Genomic DNA, 18,989 nt, shown 5'->3' on the forward strand with positions numbered 1-18,989 from the left:
GCATGAATCAGGGAATGTACGTCCAATCCACCGCCGCCATCGATGGGGTACGCGCCGCGCTTGTCGCGTTTCAAACCGAGGCCAGTCAAGGGCTGGCTAGCGCGCTCAACGAGGCGCGGCGCTTCGCCGATTGGCTCAAGCACGAGCAACTCGCCTACTGGAAGCACGAACTGCGCCGCCGCGAAGAGCTGGTCGCCGAGGCCAAAAGCGATTTGCATCGCTGCTTGTCGGCCACCATCGATCCGCGGCGCACGCCATCGTGCCTGCAAGAAAAGAAACTGCTCGCCGCCGCCAAGCGCCGCTTGGAAGAGGCCGAACAGAAACTCGCCGCCGTGCGCCGCTGGATTCCGCTCATCGATCAGGCCATCACCGAGTTCACCGCCCGCTGCGAGCCCCTCAGCACCTACTTGACCAGCGGCGTGTCCAATAGCCTGGCCGAACTAGATCGCTCGCTGGCGCAAATCGCCGCCTATCTCGCGGCCGCGCCGCCGCGCTCCGCCAGTGCCGAGCCAGGAGCCCCCTCATGAGCAATCTCTACGACGGCAAGGCGGCGCTGGCGCTGGCGGCCAAAAAGCTCAAACTGCGCTGGAACGAAGCGCGAGAAGACTGGAACGACTCCGTCAGCCGCCGCTTCGAGCGCGATCATCTCGCCCCGCTAGAACCGCAGATCAACACTGTCATTCAAGCTATCGACCGGCTGGCCGACATCCTCCACCGCGCCGAACTCGATTGCCGCCCTCAAACAGATTCCATCGCTTGAGCATGCTTCCCCTCCAATCCGATGCGCCCCAGCCTCGCCAAGCCGCGGGCAGCGTCGTCGCGCGCGAAGCAGAGCTAATCCGCCAAGCCTTGGCCGCCGCCGCCGCCTACTCCCAGGCGCTGTCGGCCGCGCGCCAGGCGTGCCGTCAAACACAGTCTGCCGTCGCCGCCCAGCGCACGCGCCTGCTGGCTGACGCCGCGGCGCATCATCAGGCCGAAATCGCCGCTCTCGACCAGCGTCACCAGCAACAGCGGCATGCCCGTATCGCCGCCTTCGAGGCGGAGCACCTGGCCATCGAGCAGGCGGCCAAAACCAAACTCGCCGAGTCGCTCGCCGCGATCGAAAAACAAGAACGCCGCGCCCGCAAGGTCAAACACGAGGCGGTGTGGCTGGCGGGCACGGTCTTCGACGCGCGACGCCGCCAGTTGCGCAAGCAACTGGCCCAGGTCCGCAAGCAACTGCAATCCAATTTGCGTTTGGCCCGCGACGCCAAGAAAGCGGCCGACGATTATCTGACGCGCATCCATCAGTTGCCGCACGATCCGCCGCCGCCCGTGCCCATCCAGACCAGCGAGCAGACCACGGGCGAAGCGCTCGCGTCGCGCGTGGCGGAGGCGCAAGACGCCGTCGCAAGGCTCGTCGCGCTGCGCCTGCCGCCGTTCGCCGAGCGCTCATCCCTGCTATTCATGTCGATCGGCATTGCCGGCGCCGTCGCGGCGATGGTCGGTTGGCTCGCCAGTTGGAATCCACTTCCCTGGGCCATCGCTTCCGTGATCTTGGCGGGCGCCAGCGTGCTAGCGACTGTTTGGGCGGTCACGCGCCAAGCGCGCCGGCAAGTAGCGCAAGAATATAATCGCCTTTGCGCAGCGGTCGTCGAGACCGAGACGCTATGCAAGCAGACCTACGAACGAGCTTCGCAGGCCGCTCGCGACGAGCGCCGCCAGGCGCGCTCGCAGCGCGATGCCGAGACCGGCCGCACCACCGCCGAACTCGACCGCGTGCTCAGCGCGGCCACCCAGCGCCGCGAAGGAGAACTTCCCCAGATCGAGTCCGCTGTCGCCACAAAACTCGGCGCGCTTCAAGCGCGGCACGAAAGCGAACTGTTGGCAGCCGACCAATCGCATCAAGTCCTTCGCGCGCAGCTTATTGAGCAACATCGTAGCGCGCTGGAGGAGCTAGAGGCCGAAGCCCGCGAAGCCGAACTGGCCTGCGCGCACGAGCACGAACTAGCCATCGCCGACGCCCACACGACCTGGCAAGACAACCAGTCACAGTTCCAAAAATCGATGGCCGATGTCTGGGCTCAAACCCATCTCGGTTCCTTCGATTGGACCGGCGCTGTCGCGGCCCATTGGCGGCCCGCCATCGCCAGTCCCGCTGCCATTCGCTTTGGACAATTGACACTCGATCTTGGCGCCACGCAGCCGAACAACTCGACAATCGCGCCGATCGATGGCAGCGCGTCGTCAACTTTTACGTTGCCGGCGCTGCTCGAGTTTCCGACTCAATCGTCACTGCTGATCGAGGCCCGCGACGAAGGGCGCCAGCGTGCCATCGAACTGCTCCGTTCGCTCGTGCTGCGCATGTTGCTCGGCCTCCCGCCGGGAAAGGCCCGCGTCACCTTCATCGACCCGGTTGGCCTGGGCCAGAACTTCGCCGCCTTCATGCACCTGGCCGATCACGATCCGGCCATCATCGGCCATCGTATCTGGACCGAGCCGGCGCAGATTGAACAGCGTCTGGCCGATCTGACGGAACACATGGAGACGGTCATTCAAAAGTATCTCCGTGACGAGTTCGCCACGCTCGAAGATTACAACCGCGCCGCCGGCGAGATTGCGGAGCCATATCACATCTTGGTGGTCGCCAACTTCCCCGCCGGCTTCACCGACGCCGCCGCCCGACGGCTCGCCAGCATCGCCGCCACGGGCCCGCGCTGCGGTGTGCTCACGCTGATGTCGACCGATACGCGCTTGCCCAAAATCCCCGACTTCAACCTGCGCGATCTGGAACAAGGCGCCACTCGCTTTTCCGCCAAGGCCGATCGGCTCGCCTGGAACAATCCGCGCTTCGGCGCCCTGCCGCTCGTCGTCGATCCCTTGCCCACGGTCGACGAACTGAAGCGGCTATTGAACGGCGTCGGCGCCGCCGCCGTAGGCGCCAAGCGGGTCGAAGTCCCCTTCGCGGCCATTGCGCCAACCGTCGACTCATACTGGCAAAGCGATAGTCGCCGCGGGCTCGATGTGCCGCTCGGTCGATCCGGGGCCTCGCGCTTGCAGCGCCTGCAACTGGGCCACGGCGTCTCGCAGCATGTGCTCATCGCCGGCAAGACCGGTTCCGGTAAGTCGACGCTCTTGCACGCGCTGATCGTCAACGCGGCGCTTCGCTACAGCCCGGACGATCTGGAACTCTATCTCATCGACTTCAAAAAAGGGGTCGAATTCAAGACCTACGTCGAGCATCAACTGCCGCACGCCCGCGTGGTCGCCATCGAAAGCGAACGCGAGTTCGGCCTGTCGGTCATGCAGCGCCTCGATCGCCAGATGCAAGAGCGCGGCGAAACGTTTCGCGCCGCCGGCGTACAGGACATCGCCGCCTATCGCGACGCCGGCCATTCGCTCCCCCGCGTGCTCTTCATTGTCGATGAGTTTCAAGAGTTCTTCACCGAAGACGACCGCCTGGCGCAGCAGGCGTCGCTACTGCTCGATCGGCTGGTTCGTCAGGGCCGCGCCTTTGGCATCCATGTGATTCTCGGCTCGCAAACGCTCGGCGGCGCCTATACCCTGGCCCGCAGCACGCTCGGCCAGATGGCGGTGCGCATCGCGCTGCAATGCGGCGAAGCCGACGCCCACCTGATCCTCAGCGAAGACAACTCGGCCGCCCGCCTCCTCGCGCGCCCCGGCGAGGCGATCTACAACGACGCCAATGGCCTAGTCGAAGGGAACCATCCGTTCCAGGTGGTGTGGCTACCCGATGACCAGCGCGAGGCGTATCTTGAACAGGTGCGACATCTAACCGAGCAGCGCCCCACTGTGGCGCGCCGCCGCATGCTGGTCTTCGAAGGCGCGCGGCCGGCCGCGATCGAGCAAAACGAGTCGTTGGCCGCAATCGCCGCCCGACCGGCGCCCCCCACCGACGGCCCCCCAAGCGCTTGGCTGGGAGAACCGCTCGCACTAGAAGAAATTGCCAGCGCACCGCTCGAGCGCCGCGCCGGCGCCAACCTGCTCATGATCGGGCAGAACGCCGAAGCGGCCGCCGGCATGATGACCTCCGCCCTGCTCAGCCTCCGTGCGCAATGCCCGCTGGAGAAACCGGCCCGATTCTTTGTCCTCGACGGCGGCGCGAACGCGGGCGGCGTTGCGCCGCTCGCCGCGCTAGTCGGCGCCGGTGATTTCGCTACCGCCGACGATGCGCCCCGGATCATCGCGGCCGTCGCCGCGGAGCTGGCCGCGCGGCAAGCGGGCGGCGACGCAACGAGTCCCATCTACTTATTGATTTTCGACTTGCCACGAATGCGCGCGCTGCGGTCGCGTGCCGACGACTTCAGCTTCTCCCGCACGGACGATCAGCCAACCAGTCGGCCCGACGCGCAATTCGCCGACATTCTCCGCGATGGTCCGGCGCTCGGCGTTCACACCCTGCTTTGGTGCGATACGCTGACGGCCTTCCAGCGAATGCTCGATCGACAAGGACTGCGCGAATTCAATCTGCGCGTCCTGCTGCAAATGAGCGCCACCGATTCCAGCCTGCTGATCGACTCCCCCGCAGCCGGACAACTCGGCCGGTCGCGGGCGATCTTGCACATCGAGGACGAAGGCCGACAGGAGAAATTCCGCCCCTTCGCCCCTCCAGCCGCCGATTGGCTGCGCGGCTTCGCAAGATGCGAGCCCGCCCCCGATTCGCTACACTAAGCCACTCAGCCGCGCGCATCGCATGCGCGGCGAACGCAAGTGTAGGAGTCCGGTGACATGGAGAAATGGCCGATTGGGGTGTTCACCAGCATCGACGCCGGTTTGGGCGTCAAGCTCAACGTCGTGCGCGAGCTGGGAATCCCCACCATTCAATTGCACGCTCCCAGCCAGGAAAATCGCACGCCCCAAAAGGCCCGCGAATTTCTGGCTCAATTGCGCGAGTTGGAGATCACCCCCACCGCGGTCTTCGGCGGCTTTGAGGGGGAAAGCTACGCCGATATTCCCACCGTGGTCAAAACGGTCGGCCTGGTGCCCGCCGCAACGCGCGCCGCGCGGCTCGCCGAAATGAAAGAAATCTCCGATTTCAGCAAGCTGCTCGGCGTCCACGTCGTGGCCTTGCATCTCGGCTTTGTCCCCCACGACCGCAAAAGCCCCCTGTATCAAGAGGTGTTGGCCGTTACCCGCGAGCTTTGCGACTATGTCGCCCAACATGGCCAAAAATTGCACCTCGAAACAGGTCAAGAAACCGCCGACGACCTAGTGCAATTCATTCGCGATGTGGACCGCCAGAACCTGCACGTCAATTTCGACCCTGCCAATATGATCCTCTACGGATCGGGCGAGCCGATTGCCGCCCTGCAAAAGGTGGGCCCCTGGGTCCGCAGCGTGCATGTCAAAGACGCTAAATGGGCCGCCCGGCCGGGCGAAGAATGGGGCGCCGAGGTGCCCGCCGGCGAAGGGGATGTCGGCATGGAGAACTATCTGCGCACCCTCGATCAGATTGGCTATTCCGGGCCGCTGACGATTGAGCGCGAGATACCGCAAGACCCCGCCCGCCAGATGACCGAAATCGGCAAAGCGGTAAGAGTGCTTAACCTTCTCAAGGCAAAACTGGCTGACGAATAGCGCATCGAACTGCCGCAACGTGCCTCCGACAAGCAGAATCGCATTTCGGAGTCGTGATTCCGAAAACTCCGAAAACGCAAATCGGCGTAGATCACGCTAAGTCATTCCAAGTCAACGCCTTGAATCGCGACTCCCCATTCGCAGTGCAGGGGTTTTCGGAGATTACCCCCCCCAGTTTTCCGATTTGGCGTATTTCCGCAGCGACGGGCCTACGATCCATCATGAGCGATTCGATCAACAATCCCGATCGCCCTCCAGATGAGGTGGACCAGCACCGCCTGGAAACCGACTACGCCGCGCTCACTGCTGAGGCCGGCCTGCTGGAACTGGCCGACTGGACGCAGATTGAACTCATCGGCGCCGATCGGGCGAGCTTCCTCCACAACATCTGCACCAACGAGATGCGCAAGCTTCCGCCGGGCGCCGGCCGCGAGGCGTTTTTTCTCAATGCCAAAGGGCATGTGCTGGGACATGCGTTTGTGTTTGCTGGCGAATCGTCGCACCTGATTTTCGGATCGCCCGGCCAAAACCAGCGGCTGATGGCCCATCTCGACCGCTACATCATTCGCGAGGATGTCCAACTCCACGACCGTACCGGCGAAGCAACCGCACTTTTGCTCGCCGGCCCATTGGCCACCCAAACGCTGCAATCGGCGGTCGGCCCCCCACTACCAACCACGCTACTCTCCGGCATCGAAGCCCAAATTGGCGGCCACAACGCGCAAATCCAGGCTGTTGATTGGGCGGGCCCCGGCAGCTATCTGATTCAATCGGCCGCCGCCGACTCGCGCCACATCGCGCAAGCGCTGCACGCCGCCGGCGCTCGCCCTTGCGGCGCCCCCGCCTTGGAAATTGTGCGAATCGAGAATGGACTGCCCCTCTATGGCCGCGATATCAGCGATCGCAACTTGCCGCAGGAGGTAGGCCGAGACGATCGCGCCATTAGCTTTGTAAAGGGGTGCTACATCGGCCAGGAAACGGTCGCCAGGATCGACGCGCTAGGCCACGTGAACCGGCTTTTGACCGGCATCCGCATCGATGGCCCCATGCCACCGCCAGAAACTACCCTCACATCCGATGGTCAGCCCGCAGGCGAGCTAACGTCGGTTACAGCCTCTGGCCGGTTGGGCGCCATTTTGGCCCTGGGCTACCTTCGCGCCAGCCATGCCGCGTCGGGAACGGCGCTAACCTGCGGCGACCGCGCCGCCGTGGTCGTTTCACTGCCGCTTTGACGCAATTGTCCAATAATTCCCCCTTTTAGACTCGTCGCGAAGCCCTATAATAACGGGTCTATCCATACGAAAAACAAAGGGCCGGCACATGCCCAAGCAAAAGACACACAAAGCCTCCAAGAAACGGTTCCGCGTGACGGCCACCGGCAAGGTGAAGCATCGTCAGGCGGGCACCAGCCACTTGCAATCGCGCATGGAGCACAAGCGCAAGCGAAACCTCCGTGGCACGACCACGCTGCATCCGGTCGAGGCCAAGCGCGTCAAGTTGGCGCTTTGCGGCAACAGCTACTAGCGCTTATTCAGCCCTGGATATTCGAGGGCTGAATGAGCACGACCGCCGCACACGCAAGTGGATCGGCGGACGGCAAATCGCTGGTGCTCCAGCATCGGTTTAGATATCAGAATCCAAACGCTAACAGAGCGCTGGCTTTGCCACGGCGTTGGCCTTGAGCCGACGTCACAAACTGCGAAACGGGCGCGAACCAACGCATCTCGCCGCTGCGAGATGGGCCTAGATTTCGCGAAAGGGAAAATCATGCGTACAGTCAAAGGTTCGGCTCGCCGCAAGGCGAAGCGCCGTCTGTTCAAGAAGGTCAAAGGGTTCGTCGGCGGTCGTCGCAAGCTGTTGCGCACCGCGAAAGAAACCCTGCTCCGCGCCGGCGTGTTCGCGCGGCGCGATCGCCGGTTGCGCAAGCGCGAGTTCCGCAGCCTGTGGATCATTCGCATCAACGCCGCCTGCCGCGAGCGTGGTTTGCGCTACAGCGAATTTATCAACGGGCTCAACCTCGCCAAGATCGAACTCGATCGCCGCACATTGGCTGAAATGGCGATCGCCGATCCGGCCGGATTCGATGCGATCGTCGCGCGAGTCAAGGACGTGCTCGCCACCGCCGCATAAGCGCCCACTGGGTCGCGCGCGTGGGTGGTAGGAAGGACGACGCGCCTGCCCGACTGGTTCAGGCCGGCGCCAGCCTTCCTGGATTTGCAGGTTACTTCGTCCTGGGTGCGCCAATGTCGTTGGCCAATTTATTAAGCGAGCTAGACCAGTTGCTCGCCGACGCGCAGGCGCGGTTCTCCGCTGCCGGCGGCGCCAACGAGGTGGAAGCCGCCCGCGTCGAATTCCTTGGCGCCAAAAGCGGCCGCCTGAAGGCCGCCCAAAAGTTGCTCGGCGCCGTGCCGCCCCCCGAAAAGCCGGCCGCTGGCAAACGCTTCAACGAAGTAAAGCAAGCGCTCGAAGCGGTCTTCTCCTCAGCCAAGGAAACCCTCGATTCTTCCGCCGACGGCGCAGCGCAGGGGCCCGCCTTCGACATCACCGTCCCTGACGCGCGCGCGCGGCTCGGCCGTCTGCATCCGCTCACGCAAACCATTGGCGACATGAAGGAGATCATGGGCCGGCTCGGCTTCTCGGTCGCCGATGGGCCAGAGGTTGAAGACGAGTGGCATAACTTCGAGGCGTTAAACATCCCCGGCGATCACCCCGCCCGCGATCCGCTCGAAAACTTCTATCTCTCCGCCGCTCGCACCGCCACCGGCAGCCCACTGCTGTTGCGCAGTCAAACCAGCACCGTGCAGATCCGCGTGATGGAGCAAACGCGGCCGCCGGTGCGCATTGTTTCGATGGGTCGTGTCTATCGGCCCGACACGGCCGACGCCACGCACTACCCCATGTTCCATCAGATCGAGGGGCTGTTGATCGATCGCCATGTCACCATGGCCGATCTCAAGAGCGTGCTGCGCTTGTTCGCCATGAGTTACTTTGGCGGCGACGATGTCCACATTCGCTTTCGACCGTCGTTCTTTCCGTTCACCGAGCCCAGCGTCGAAGTCGACATGAGCTGGAACGACGCCTGGATCGAGATGGGGGGCGCCGGCATGGTCGATCCCGCGGTGCTGTCCGCGGTCGGCTACGATCCCGACCAGTTCACCGGTTTCGCCTTTGGGCTAGGCGTCGAACGCGTCTGCGCCCGCCGCCACAACGTGGCCGACATCCGCGAGTTCTACAAGAACGACGTCCGCTTCCTCCGACAGTTTTGATGCTCGCATGATCGTCTCCTGGAATTGGCTCAAAGACTATTTGCCGCTCGACCTGTCGGCCGACGAGTTCGCGCGCCGCTTGATGATGGCGGGCCTGAACCACGAGTCGACCGAGCCGCGCGGCGACGACCTGGCCATCGATCTGGAAGTGACGAGCAATCGCCCCGATTGTCTGGGCCATCTAGGCATCGCCCGCGAAGCCGCCGTGCTCTTTGGCCAGGAACTGAAAACGCCGCCGGCCCAAGTCAAAGAGGCCGCCGCTTCGGTCAACTCGCTCGCCAAGGTGCGCGTCGAGTGTCCGCAACTCTGCCCACACTACACCGCGCGCGTCATCCGCGGCGTTCAAGTCGGGCCCAGCCCGCGCTGGCTGGTGAATCGTTTGGCCACCATCGGCGTCGCCGCGATCAACAACGTGGTCGACGTCACCAACTATGTCCTCTTCGAGTGTGGCCAGCCGCTGCATGCCTTTGATCTGGCGAAACTGAACGGGCCAGAAATCATCGTCCGCGAACCACGCGCCGGCGAGAAGCTCGAAGCCATTGACCATAAAACCTACGACTTGGCCCCCGGCATGTGCGTGATCGCCGACGCCTCTCGCGCGGTGGCCATTGGCGGCATCATGGGGGGCGCCGCCACCGAGGTCTCCTCGGCCACCAAGAACCTGCTGATCGAAGCCGCCGTGTTTTCGCCCGCCAATGTTCGGGCCACGGCTCGCAAGTTGGGGCTGCACAGCGATTCGTCGTATCGCTTCGAGCGCGGCGTCGATCTCGCCGGCGTCGATTGGGCCAGCCGCCGTTGCTGCGAGCTGATCCTCGAACTTGCGGGGGGCGAACTCGCCGCCGGCGTCATAGCTGTCGGCGTTCAGCCGCCGCCGCCGCCGAGCGTCGTCTTGAGACTTTCGCAAATCAAGCGTTTGCTCGGCATCGAAATCCCGCCCGACCGCGTGCGCGACATCCTGAGTTCGCTTGGCAACCAGATCGAGCGGTCGGACCAGCAAAGCATGGTGGTCGTTCCGCCCACCTGGCGCCGCGACTTGTCGCGCGAGGTCGATCTGATCGAAGAGGTCGCCCGCGTCCACGGTTACGATGCGATACCCGAGGACGTGCAGGTGCCGATGGTCGCGTCTGCCAAGAGCCTGGCCGACCGCGTCGTCGAACGTGTGCGCGGCGTGATGACGGCCCGCGGCTTCGATGAGGCGTACACGCTGAGCGTGGTGGACGAGTCGTGGTCCGAAGCGTTTAGTCCTTGGACCGACGCTCCGCCGCTCGTCAGTTCAACGCCGATTCTGCGCCGCGCCGACCGCCTGCGCCGCAGTCTGGCGCCCAGCCTGCTCGGGGCGCGCCGCGCCAACGAGTCCCTATCCAACTCGGATATCGAACTCTTCGAGATCGCCAAGATCTACTTGCCGCGTCCCGCGGCGCTACCGCAAGAACAATTGACTCTGGCGTTCACCACCGCCGGCGACTTTTTGCATGCCAAAGGCGCGCTGCAATCGCTGCTCGACGAACTGCACGTCGTCGCGGCGATGCATGTCGAGCCATTCAGTCATCGACTCTTCGAACGCGGCCGCGCTGCGCAAATCAGGTTGGGCGACCAACTCTTCGGTTACCTCGGCGAAGTCAGCCCGGCGGGTCGCAAGGAGTTCGATCTGCGCGGCGCCGCCACGGTGGCCGAGGTGCGGCTGCAAGCGCTGTTAGACTTGGCGCAACTCGTGCCGCAGTACCATCGCACGCCGCAGTTTCCGGCCATCGAGCGCGACGTGAATCTCGTCGTCGCCGAGAACGTGGCTTGGTCCGCGGTGGAACAAACCGCCCGCCAGGCTGGCGGCCGGCTGTTGGAATCGGTGGCCTACCGCGACACCTACCGCGACGCCCAGCGCCTGGGCGCAGCGCACAAGAGCCTGCTATTTTCGCTGGTCATCCGCGATCCGGAAGGCACCCTCACCAGCCAGGCGGCCGACGCGGTGCGCGATCAAATCGTCGCCGCAGCCAGCCAACGGTTTGGCGCGGTGCTGCGGGCGTCGTAACGGCAATTGTGCCGCCACGAATCGCCCATCAACAATTCATCGCCAGCGCCGCCTCGCGCTGAGCCAAGCGGCCCAACGAGCTAATTGACCTGCGCCAAGCGAACCAATCGCAAGTAATCGCCAGTGATGGCGATCGCCTCTTGCATGTGGTAGTCGTCGTCACTGACGACCGGCTTGGTTCCGCCCTGCTCTTCTTCAAGCTGCTTCTGCTCTTCCTTCTCGGCGTTCAACTCGGCGCGTTCCGCCAGGAACTTGGTCTCTTCCAAGTTGACCGTCTTGCGCTGCTTCTGCTCTTCATACTTGGCGATGTTCTGCGCCAGCTTCTGGAAGTCGCTCGATTTCTCGGTGCGCCGATGCGATAGATCGCGAAGCTGGTCAAGCATCGCCGCGTCGACCAGGTTCAGCTTGCGATACGGCGTCGCGGGCACGCGATCAAACTCCATCGCATAGTCCAGGTCTCCCTCGCCCACGTCGAGATGCGTGGTGAGCGACGGCACTTCAATGTCCGAAACCACGCCCCGCTTCTGCGTGCTGTCGCCGCTCGGGCGATAGAACTTCTGCATGGTGATCTTCAGCGCGCCAAGCTTCGGCGTGTTCGGGCCGACAAACAACTCTTGGCCCAACTCGCGCAGCGTCTGCACGGTTCCCTTGCCGTGTGTGGTGTGATCGCCAACCACGATGCCACGGCGATAGTCTTGAATGGCGCCGGCGAAGATCTCGCTGGCGCTGGCGCTCAACTTGCTGACCAGCACCGTCAGCGGTCCATCCCAGGCCACGCCTGACTCTACGTCGTCATAGTGCTGCACCTGGCCGTCGGCCCCCTTCACCTGCACCACCGGGCCTTCGTCAATAAACAGGCCCGTCAGGCTGATCGCCTCCGTCAGCGATCCACCGCCGTTACGGCGCAAGTCCATCACCACGGCGTCGACCCCCTGCTGGCGGAAGTCGTTGAGAATCTTCCGCACGTCGCGCGTGGTGCTTTTGTAGTCTGATACGTGCTGCCGCGCGCCGTCCATATCCATGTAAAAGCTCGGCAGGTCGATCACGCCGATCTTCAGCGGAGTGCCGTCCGACCGAGTTCCATGCTCCACGATCTGCGAGCGGGCTTCGCTGTCCTTAAGCTCGATCTTCGCGCGGGTGATGTTGTAGACCACCGGCACGGTGGCCCCCGCCGGCACCACTTGCAGTCGTACGATGGTTCCCGCTTCACCGCGGATCATGTCGACCACGTCGGCCAGCTTCATATCAACCACGTCAACGATTTCGCCATTCTCCCCCTGCCCCACGCCGGTCACGCGGTCTTCGGGTTTGATCCGTCCATCTTTGTCGGCGGCGCCCCCCGGAATCACTTTGCTCACCACCGTGTAGCCGTCTTGAAACGACAGCGCGGCGCCAATCCCTTCTAGATTGAGACGCATGATGATCTCAAAATTCTCCAGCGTCTCGGGCGACATGTAGTTCGTGTGCGGGTCGAAGCTGCTGGTCATCGAGGTCAAATACATTTCCAACAACTCGTCGCGATCGGTCTGGTGCAACCGCTTGGCGATCCCGCTATAGCGACGCCGCAGCTTATCAATCGCCTCGGCGCCTTCTTTCTTTTCCGCCTTCAGCACCAACAGGTCGTACTTGATCCGCTTGCGCCAGCGGTCGCGCGCTTCCTCCGGCGTGCGCGGATAATGCGCCGCCTCGGGATCAACGATCATCTCTTCATCAATGGTGAAATCTTGTGGCTCACTCAGTAGCTCATCCACCACCTTCATGCGCTCATCGATTCGCGCCAGCAGCGTGTTGAATATCTTGTAGCCGTAGGCAATGTCGCCGCGGCTCGCCAGGTCGTCGATCTGGTCGCGCTGCTTTTCAAACGCGTCCACGTCCGACTGGTAGAAGTACAACTTCATCGGATCGATGGTCTTCAAGAACGACTTCAGCGTCCGCTGAGCGATCTCGTCATCCAGCTTATGGCCAGACAGATGGCCGTGCCGCAGCAACGAGGCCACCAGCCGCGTAATCTGCCGATCTTGCGCAGTCGGCGCTTCCGGCAGACTCGTCGTCTTTGCCTGCGCTGCGCTGGCCAGTAGCGCCAAGGAGAAAAAAACCGCCAAAACGCCACGCGCAGCGAAGACTCGATGAGCCATTACGATCCCTCTGAAAGTCGATGCCCGGAACACCGTAAGTAGAAAAGGCACAACGGGTTAATGGGATCGTATGCGCAGCTTGCCTATAAATCAAGATCAAGTTGGCACACCGCTCGTCGATCCATCATCCCCCTACTGATCATTCTCAATCTGCTCCAACTGCTATACGCAGCTAGCTCGCGCTGGTTCTCGCATGGGCGAAGTTGGGCAATTCCGCCCGCGAAAGACACGCCTCGACCAACAGTCGATGCGGACCGAGCACCGGAGCGGCGATCCACTCATTATCCCCAATAGCATCGGCCATTTTCCGCGTCGCATCATGAATTCGCGTGACGATTCGCCCAGAAAATAGCAAATGAGGCTGCACAACGATTCGCCGATAGGGCAACTTTGCGACCAATTCCAGCGATCGCGCCAGCGATGGCTCTGTGAGCGACGTGAACGCTATCTCCAGCCCGCCCACCGGCGCAAGCTCCCAGCGCAGCCGCGCCAATCGGTACATCTCGGCATTGGCTTGTGCGCAACTGCTGCCGCGCCCCACCATCAGTAATAATGTCTCCGCGGGATCGACGGCCGATCGGCCTTCAACCGCCTCGCGCATCCGCGCGACCGACAACTCCAATAGCTTTGGGTGGCAGCCAAGGTGCGAACACAATCCAAATCGCACGGCCGGATAGCGCAGCTCGGCGGCTTCTATCGCCTGTGGAATATCGCGCTTCGCATGCCCAGCGGCCAACAGCAGTAGCGGCAGCACGGCGACCCGCTCGCACCCGCGCTCAACCATCAGCGCCAGCCCCTGCTCCATTCCGGGCGCCACCAACTCGATGAACGCATGTCCCACCAATACATCGGGTAGCGCCTGACGCAATTGGTCGACCAGCAGCAAGAACTCGGCCACTCCGGCCTCGTCGCGCGTGCCGTGCCCTATGACCAAAAGCCCAGTCTTGGCGTCCCGCGGTTGGCTCATCTGCCGTGCTTTCTCAACATATCTACAGGCTCCGATCCATTTTACGCGATCCGCCGATCACCTGCGGCCAAACGTCTCATTTTGATATTCGCTCTGCTATACTCAAAATTATGACATCGTCGCCTCGCGCCGCTGCAACTCAGTACACCTATCTCACCGTCACCCTCGGCGCGAGGGCTGGCTCCCACTTTTTGCTCTCCGACTCCCAGCCCAATCGCATCGGCCGCGGCACCGACAACGCCATCGTACTCGGCGATCCGCTTTGCTCCCGCGTGCATGCCATCATCTCGCAGAACGATGGGGTTTGGCGAGTTAACGATGGCGATAGCCGCAACGGCACCTTCGTCAATGGTCAAAAGATCGACGACGCCGTGCTCGGCGACGGCCATTACATTCGCGTCGGCTCCACAGAATTCACCTTTCATCAAAGCACCGAACCACCGACCATCGCCACCGACGAAGATCCCAACGTGTCGCAAACGTTGGTCAAAGACGTGCGCGTGACGGGCGACGACACCAGCATGATGGCGCTGGCCGCCATCGCCGCGATGCGCGATTCAGAACAAGCGCACGATCTGCTGTTGCTCTATCAACTCAGCATCAAGTTGCTCGGCTGCGGCGCTTCCAACGAGGTGGTGACAACCGCGCTCGAGCTGCTCTGCGAACGGACGGGCGCCTCGATTGTCGGCTTCCTCGGCGTCGGCGACGATGGCCACCTGACGCCGCACACCGTCTTGCCAGAACGTGGCGGCGAGCAGGCGCCGTTGAGCGAAGCGCTCACCCGGCTGGTCATCCAAGAGCGCCGCGCGGTTTGGACCGCCAATCAGCGGACCCTCCCCTCCAGCGACAAACCACAACACTATGCCGACGCGCTCTGCGTGCCGTTGGTCAACGGCGCGCAGGTCCTGGGGGCGCTGCACATCTATTTGCAACAGGGGCGCTTTCGCCAGTCGCAATTCGATTTTGCCATCTCGCTCGCCAACATCCTGGCGGTGGCCCTGGCTCGCGCCCGCCACGAAGAGAGCCTCGAAATCGACTACCAGCGCCTGCAACAAAAATCGGCCGGCTTCGACGAAATGATCGGCGAAAGCCAGCCCATGCTCGAACTCAAGGACAAGATCGGCCGCCTCGGCCGGACCTCGGGCTGTGTCCTGGTGCGAGGCGAAAGCGGCGCCGGCAAAGAACTGGTCGCCCGCGCCTTGCACAAGAACAGCACCCGCGCCGACCGCCCGCTGCTGGCCGTCAATTGCGCCGCGATTCCCGAACACCTGATGGAAAGCCATCTGTTCGGCCACAAGGCGGGCGCCTTCACCAGCGCCGAACGCGATCACGTCGGCCTGTTCCAACAGGCCCATCTCGGCACCTTGTTTCTGGACGAGGTCGGCGAACTGACCCTGGCCGGACAGGCCAAGCTGCTGCGCATTCTGGAGGGCTACCCGTTTCAACCCGTTGGCGCCACCAGCGAGGTGCAAGTCGACGTGCGCGTGATCGCCGCGACGAATCAAGATTTGAATTCGTACGTGCGCGAGAAGAAGTTTCGCGAGGATTTGTACTATCGCCTCAGCGTGTTCGAACTGGTGATTCCGCCGCTGCGCGACCGCGGTCGCGACCTGGAACTGTTGACCAACTTCTTTCTCGAACACTTCAAACGGCAGCACGGCCGCCCCAGCCTGGAACTGTCGCCGGCCGCGCGACAAAAACTGCTTGGCTACGCCTGGCCCGGCAACGTGCGCCAGTTGCGCAACGTGATCGATAGCGCCGTCGTGCTGGCGAGCGGACGACAGATCGAGCCGGGCGATCTTGGCCTGCGCAGCACCGGCGATACGCAACTTTCTTCCCTGCTCATCGAAGATTGGGAGCGCAAACTGATCCGCGAGGCGCTCGCCCGCACCAGCGGCAACATTCCCGAAGCGGCCAAACTGCTCGGCATTGGCCGCGCCACGCTGTACCGCAAACTCGACGAATATGGCATCGAGCGCAAGGGGTAGGCGGCGCGCATGCGATTTTGTCCCGCAGCAATCGGCTTCCTCTTGCTCCTGGTCGCTTCCGTGGCGGCCCGCGCCGCCCCGCCCAACGTCTTGCTGCTGATGGGCGACGACCATGCCCCCTATGTCACCGGCACCTACGGCAATCGACAGGTGCGCACGCCGCACCTCGATCGCCTGGCCGCCGCCGGCATGCGCTTCGATCGCGCGTTCTGCAACTCGCCGGTCTGCACGGCCTCGCGCCAATCGCTGATCACCGGACGCTACCCGCGCACGATCGGCGTCACCCAACTGGCGACTCCCCTGCCCGAGTCAGAAACCACGCTGGCCGAACTGCTCAAGGCGGCCGGGTACGACACCGCCGCTATCGGCAAGATGCACTTCAATAGCCAACTCCAGCACGGCTTCGACCATCGCATCGACCTGCCAGAGTATCGCCAATGGTTGACCCAGCAACCGTCGCTTCCGCTGCCTACAGGCGTCGAAACCCTCGGCGTGTGGCGACCGTTTCGCGATCCGGCAAGTGTCTGGCTCAACGCCGCCTGCCGCCCCTTCGCCAGCGTCGACGCGCGCATGTCTGGCGCCTACTTCGCCGCTCAGGCCGACCAGTGGCTGCGCCAGTCGCGCGCGGCGCCTTTCTTTTTGGTGGTCAGTTTTTACGAGCCTCATTCGCCGTTTCACTTTCCCGTCGAGTATGCGCATCGACATGCCGCCAGCGAGTTCAACCCGCCGCCGGTCGATCCGCGCGATCTGGCGCAAATCCCACAGATCTTTCGCGATCTGACCGACGACCAGAAGCGCGGCATCATCGCCGCCCACCATACCTCGGTCGAGTATCTCGACCAGAATATTGGCCGCGTCCTCCACTCGCTGGAGCAAACTGGCCATGCCGACGACACCTTGGTGATCTATCTCGGCGATCATGGCTATCTGCTCGGCCAGCATGGCCGCTTCGAAAAGCACACCTCGTACGAAGAGGCCATCCGCGCCGCGCTCTTGATGCGCTATCCCCCCTGGATTCCCAACGGCGGCGGCGCCGACGCCATGGTCAAGTTGGTCGATCTGTTGCCGACGGTGCTCGACGCTTGCGGCGTGGCGCCCCCCGCCACCACTCAAGGGCGCAGCCTGCGCGGCGTGTTGACCGGCGCGGCCTCCACGCATCGCGATGCGGTCTTTGTCGAGTACGCGCCGAATGAAGAAGCGTGCCTCCGCACGTCGCGCTGGAAGATCGTCTATCGCGCCGGCCAGCATGTGCGCGCCGATGGCTACAAACCGAGCGACTCGCCAGTTGGGCAAGAGCTTGCCTTGTACGACCTGGAAAGCGACCCGCACGAACTGACCAATCTGGCCGACGATCCCGCCGCCGCGCCCACTCGCGACGAACTGCTGGCCCAGCTACTTAAACAACTTCGCGCCACCGCGCGGCCATCCGTGCCGCTGCCGTCCAGCGACGAACCCATGCTGCGGCAACTAGAAGCGCTCGTGCAGCCGCACGATCTGCCGGGCGCCTGACGGCCTTCGTTCGCAAGCCACAAAATCGCCGGTAGTGTCCCAGGTGTGTGTTGCTGCCATCGCCGCCAGATTCTATAGTTGAGCAGCGCGCGGCGGCCATTGGCCTCGCCGCGCACCCGCGGGCGTAGCTCAGTTGGTAGAGCGCTAGCTTCCCAAGCTGGATGTCGAGAGTTCGAGTCTCTTCGCCCGCTCTGACGTTTGTTTTCCGATGTGCTCCGACTACCGTGTCCGTCACGGACAGTCGAGATACTCATCCGTGCCAATTCGGATAAGCCACCAACCCAATCGCCGCCGCCGCCAAGACCACGATCGGCTCGGGCAGCTTCTGATATCGCCACAATAGCGCGAGCGTCGCGGCGCAAAGCGCCATCTTGAACCACTGCGGCGAATACCCCTGTTCAAAGAGGGTGCGGCGTCCCAGCACGACCACCGCGCCCGCAATGGCGCCGATCGCGGCGGCGGTCACCCCGTCGACAAACGCCACGATGCCCGGCCGTTTGCCATACTTCTTGAAATACGGCGCCGGAATGATGGTCAGCAGGTAGCACGGCAGAAAGGTGGCCACTGCCGCCACGCTAGCGCCGGGCAGGCCGTCGATCAGATAGCCAATAAACCCGACGGTGATGACCACCGGACCGGGCGTAATCATGGCCACCGCGACCGCATCCAAAAATTGCTGGTCGTTCAGCCAACCATATTCCTTGACCACGCCGCCATATAGAAATGGCACAATCGCCAGTCCACTGCCGAAAACAAAGGCGCCCGCCTTCGTGAAGAACATCGCGATGCGCGCCAGCGTCTCGCGCTCGGTGGCAGCGGCGGAGCCTGTCGTCGCCATTACAAATGGCAACAGCGCGGCGCCAGCCGACCCGGCCGAGCGAATAAATCGCGGCGGCGTTCTGGTCAGCCAAACGATCAAGCCAGCGGCCAGGAAGATCGCGATCTTTTCGGATTCGGTGACCACCGTCATCGCGGCGCTAACCAGGTAGATCGTCCACAGCAGCCAATCCTTGCCAATCGTCTTCTTCGTTAGTTTATAGGCGCTCAGACTGATGATGGCGATCACGGCGGCGCCAACGCCGTAGAACACGGCCTGCATCCAAGGCAAGCCACCATACCGCACATACGCGTAACCAATGGCCAGCACCATCAAAAACGACGGCAGCACAAAGGCCAATCCAACCGCGGTGGCGCCGAGCACGCGGTAATGCACAAAGCCAAGATAGATAGCCAACTGCGCCGCCAGCGGCCCCGGCATGATCTGCGCCAGGGTCAGCCCCTCCTTGAACTCCGCTTCGCTGATCCAACCGCGCGACTCCACCAGGTCACGATGCATGTAGCCCACCAGCGCCACCGGCCCCCCAAAGCCGATCGTGCCCAGCTTGAGCGCGTACCCCGTCAACTGCACCAGTGAATAGACCGGGGGCGCCGATTGATGATCCATGTTCACGTTCCGCCGCGGTGCCCCGATACAACCGGCTCACCCGCAGCCGGGCGTCGACCGTTTTAGCAGCGCTCAAG

At 63.2% G+C, this 18,989-nt stretch carries 14 protein-coding genes and 1 tRNA gene; 12 read left to right on the plus strand and 3 right to left on the minus strand.

The genetic code is table 11. From position 1 onward, the window contains the following. The first annotated feature begins 2 nt into the window (after positions 1–2). The 9 genes from K1X71_14150 (at position 3) to pheT (ending at position 10,869) form a co-directional block, all read left to right on the plus strand. A complete protein-coding gene (locus K1X71_14150; GenBank protein MBX7074284.1) occupies positions 3–527 on the plus strand; it encodes a hypothetical protein in 525 nt (174 codons plus the stop codon). Then, on the plus strand, positions 524–760 hold the full coding sequence (locus K1X71_14155) for a hypothetical protein (GenBank protein MBX7074285.1): 237 nt from the start codon (positions 524–526) through the stop codon (positions 758–760). The genes K1X71_14150 and K1X71_14155 overlap by 4 nt, the downstream gene beginning before the upstream one ends. A gap of 2 nt (positions 761–762) precedes the next feature. After that, complete coding sequence (locus K1X71_14160) at positions 763–4,671, plus strand: hypothetical protein (GenBank protein MBX7074286.1); 3,909 nt, start codon at positions 763–765, stop codon at positions 4,669–4,671. 57 nt (positions 4,672–4,728) lie between these two features. Further along, positions 4,729–5,577, plus strand: a complete 849-nt coding sequence (locus K1X71_14165; GenBank protein MBX7074287.1) for a sugar phosphate isomerase/epimerase — start codon at positions 4,729–4,731, stop codon at positions 5,575–5,577. A 221-nt stretch (positions 5,578–5,798) separates the two neighbouring features. Next, positions 5,799–6,809, plus strand: coding sequence for a hypothetical protein (locus tag K1X71_14170; GenBank protein ID MBX7074288.1), 1,011 nt, complete (start codon positions 5,799–5,801; stop codon positions 6,807–6,809). 88 nt (positions 6,810–6,897) lie between these two features. Then, positions 6,898–7,101, plus strand: coding sequence for a 50S ribosomal protein L35 (gene rpmI / locus K1X71_14175; GenBank protein ID MBX7074289.1), 204 nt, complete (start codon positions 6,898–6,900; stop codon positions 7,099–7,101). Between the two features lie 243 nt (positions 7,102–7,344). After that, positions 7,345–7,707: a 50S ribosomal protein L20 gene (gene rplT / locus K1X71_14180; GenBank protein MBX7074290.1), complete on the plus strand. Its 363-nt coding sequence runs from the start codon at positions 7,345–7,347 to the stop codon at positions 7,705–7,707. Positions 7,708–7,820: 113 nt separating this feature from the next. After that, a complete protein-coding gene (gene pheS / locus K1X71_14185) occupies positions 7,821–8,843 on the plus strand; it encodes a phenylalanine--tRNA ligase subunit alpha (protein ID MBX7074291.1) in 1,023 nt (340 codons plus the stop codon). 7 nt (positions 8,844–8,850) lie between these two features. Continuing rightward, positions 8,851–10,869: a phenylalanine--tRNA ligase subunit beta gene (gene pheT / locus K1X71_14190; protein MBX7074292.1), complete on the plus strand. Its 2,019-nt coding sequence runs from the start codon at positions 8,851–8,853 to the stop codon at positions 10,867–10,869. Positions 10,870–10,949: 80 nt separating this feature from the next. On the opposite strand, the gene K1X71_14195 is transcribed toward pheT, so the two are convergent. Both K1X71_14195 and K1X71_14200 read right to left on the minus strand, forming a co-directional pair. Then, positions 10,950–13,004, minus strand: a complete 2,055-nt coding sequence (locus tag K1X71_14195) for a carboxy terminal-processing peptidase (protein MBX7074293.1) — start codon at positions 13,002–13,004, stop codon at positions 10,950–10,952. Positions 13,005–13,176: 172 nt separating this feature from the next. After that, positions 13,177–13,971: a sirohydrochlorin chelatase gene (locus K1X71_14200; GenBank protein MBX7074294.1), complete on the minus strand. Its 795-nt coding sequence runs from the start codon at positions 13,969–13,971 to the stop codon at positions 13,177–13,179. A 110-nt stretch (positions 13,972–14,081) separates the two neighbouring features. On the opposite strand from K1X71_14200, the gene K1X71_14205 reads away from it, so the two are divergent. The 3 genes from K1X71_14205 to K1X71_14215 all read left to right on the plus strand — a co-directional run bounded on the left by K1X71_14205 (position 14,082) and on the right by K1X71_14215 (position 17,659). Continuing rightward, the gene (locus tag K1X71_14205) at positions 14,082–15,959 is read left to right on the plus strand and encodes a sigma 54-interacting transcriptional regulator (protein MBX7074295.1); all 1,878 of its coding nucleotides are present in this window, start codon (positions 14,082–14,084) and stop codon (positions 15,957–15,959) included. 9 nt (positions 15,960–15,968) lie between these two features. Further along, positions 15,969–17,468: a sulfatase-like hydrolase/transferase gene (locus K1X71_14210; GenBank protein MBX7074296.1), complete on the plus strand. Its 1,500-nt coding sequence runs from the start codon at positions 15,969–15,971 to the stop codon at positions 17,466–17,468. 118 nt (positions 17,469–17,586) lie between these two features. Then, positions 17,587–17,659, plus strand: a tRNA-Gly gene (locus K1X71_14215). A gap of 59 nt (positions 17,660–17,718) precedes the next feature. Here K1X71_14215 and K1X71_14220 read toward each other — a convergent pair. Beyond that, positions 17,719–18,912 carry a chromate transporter gene (locus tag K1X71_14220; GenBank protein ID MBX7074297.1) on the minus strand — a complete coding sequence of 398 codons (1,194 nt, stop codon included), beginning with the start codon at positions 18,910–18,912 and terminating at the stop codon, positions 17,719–17,721. Between the last annotated feature and the right edge of the window lie 77 nt (positions 18,913–18,989).

The sequence above is a fragment of the Pirellulales bacterium genome (assembly GCA_019694455.1).
Lineage (GTDB): Bacteria > Planctomycetota > Planctomycetia > Pirellulales > JAEUIK01 > JAIBBY01.